Source organism: Saliniramus sp., from assembly GCF_035311605.1.
Classification (GTDB): Bacteria; Pseudomonadota; Alphaproteobacteria; order Rhizobiales; family Beijerinckiaceae; genus Saliniramus.
In genome coordinates this window covers 1-2,153 of the sequence record NZ_DATGCW010000065.1, presented here as the reverse complement: position 1 = coordinate 2,153, position 2,153 = coordinate 1, and the positions used below count along the sequence as shown (strand labels likewise).

Here is a 2,153-nt window from a genome sequence, read left to right as displayed (position 1 = left end):
GATGCACAGCCCTGGGACACGTGGATCCTGGTCGGCGTGGCGGTGATCGTGGTCTGGTGGAACCGCAAGACCATGTTCAGCCGCGATGGCGCGGTGACTGCGGTGATCCCGGAGACACGCGAAACCACATTGCGGGCAGCGGGATAACGCGATGCCTCGACCCTTTCGCCCGGGCCCCTTGCTCGCCACGGCTTGCCTCATGGCCGCCACTCTCATGACCCTGATCGCAGCCGGCCTCACGGCGCCGGCGTGGGCACAGGAGGACCGGCTCGCGGCGGTGCTGGACGATTTCCACGCACGCTATGGCTTTCCGGGGGCCACGGCGGCGATATCCCTGCCGGACGGCACAATGGTGACGGCGGCCACCGGTCTTGCCGATGTCGAGAATGGGCGCGCCATGACGCCGCAGACGCCGATGCTGGCGGCGAGCATCGGCAAGAGCTTCGTGGCCGCCACGGTGCTGGCGCTGGAAAGCGAGGGGTCTCTCTCGCGCGATGATCTGCTATCGGCCCATCTCGGAGAGCGCCCATGGTTCGAGAGGCTGCCCAATGCGGACAGCATCACCATCAATCACCTCCTGCGCCATACGGCCGGGCTGCCGGACCATGTGCGTCTGCCCGAATTCAAGGCGAACTGGTCGCGGCTGACGGCGCGCGAAGGCGCGTTCAATCCCGAGGATCTGGTGGTCTTCATCGCCGGACGGGATCCGCTCTTCGAGGCCGGGCGCGCCTGGGCCTACAGCGATAGCGGCTATGTCCTGCTTGGTCTGTTGATCGAAGACGTGACCGGGCAGCCTTGGCACGAGGCCGTTCGTGTGCGGTTTCTGGAACCGCTCGGCCTCGCCGGAACCATCCCGTCGGACCGCCCCGATCTGCCTGGACTCGCGATCGGCTACGTCGCCCGTGAGAACCCGTTCGGCATGCCTGCGCGCACCGCCGATGCGCAAGGCCGACTGCTGTGGAACCCGGTTGTGGAGTATACCGGCGGCGGTTTCGCCTCGACATCGACCGATCTGGCGCGTTGGGGGCATGCCCTGTTCGGTGGCGAGGCCATGGGAACACCTTATCTGGAGCGGCTGCTCGATGGTGTGCGGGTCGAACCCGATGCTCCCGGCTTGTGCTACGGCGCGGGTGTGGCGATCTACCAGGAAACGCAGCATGGTCCGGTTTATGGTCATGGCGGCTGGATCCCCGGTTACGTGGCCAGCCTGCGCCATTATGCCGATTACGGGACCACCATCGCCTTTCAGATCAACACCGATATCGGTATCACGGACGATACCAGCACGCTCGTGCCTGCATTGGAAACCGCGCTTGCCGATCTCGCGATCTCCATGCTTCACTGAGACCGCGCGCGATCCGTAGCGTCCGCTTGCGCCTCGCTCACCACAGGATTGTGAGGCCCCGCGCTCCGCCATTGATGCTCGCGGGCTTGCCTTTCGGAAAACGAATCGCGGTCACATCGGCGCGGAAGAAGGGAAAATAGGCATCGGTCCCGAACATGTTGCCGGCTTCGACCCGGAACGGCAGGCGGTAGCCCTCCACCTCACGGAAATCCGACATGACGGCACCGAACGGCTGCAATCTGTGCGCCTTGTCCGGGTTCGCGTTACTCCAGCGCTGGAAGGCAACCCGGACGGGTCGTCCCTCCTGATCGACCGTAACATCGACAGCCTGTGAGAGCGCATCCTGCGTGACGGTCACGCGGGCGGTGTCCGCGCCCACGGATTCCCATGTGACGCCCGGCCCGGGCAGCAGCGCAGCGGGTGCCCATATCGTGGCCTCGCCGACATGGCGCCCGAAGGCCGAGCGCGCATGGTCCCGGTCTCCGCCGAGCCGCGCCACCGGAATCAATCCGAAAATCCGGAAGCGCGTCCAATCGCCGGAATCCGATCCGGACACCGGCATGCCGCCGCGCGTGCGCATGACCCAGACGAAGCCATCCGGAGTAGCCAGGATCTGGCGCGCCTCCATCGGCTGGTAGCGCGGGTCGTCCCTGGTGCCGAGGCTGAACTGCCCGCGCATGTCGATCTCGGCCACCGGCCAGAGCGGCGTGCCGCGCCGGATCGCGAAGGCGAAATATCTCCGGGCGGGCTCGGGCAGAGCCGCGACCATCGCCGGATCGAATGGCACCGGCACGCCGGGCTGGCACGC

2 protein-coding genes are annotated in these 2,153 nt (G+C 66.6%); one reads left to right on the top strand and one right to left on the bottom strand.

All coding sequences use genetic code 11. The features are described from left to right. Positions 1–199 precede the first annotated feature (199 nt). A complete protein-coding gene (locus VKP01_RS03210) occupies positions 200–1,345 on the top strand; it encodes a serine hydrolase domain-containing protein (RefSeq protein ID WP_324410212.1) in 1,146 nt (381 codons plus the stop codon). Positions 1,346–1,382: 37 nt separating this feature from the next. On the opposite strand, the gene VKP01_RS03205 is transcribed toward VKP01_RS03210, so the two are convergent. Next, a partial coding sequence (locus tag VKP01_RS03205; protein ID WP_324410210.1) for a DUF6544 family protein occupies positions 1,383–2,153 on the bottom strand: 771 nt, incomplete at its 5' end.

What these genes read in the sequence shown, in the direction of transcription:
- VKP01_RS03210 (WP_324410212.1), top strand. Translation starts at nt 200, where the DNA reads ATGGCCGCCACTCTCATGACCCTGATCGCAGCCGGCCTCACGGCGCCG.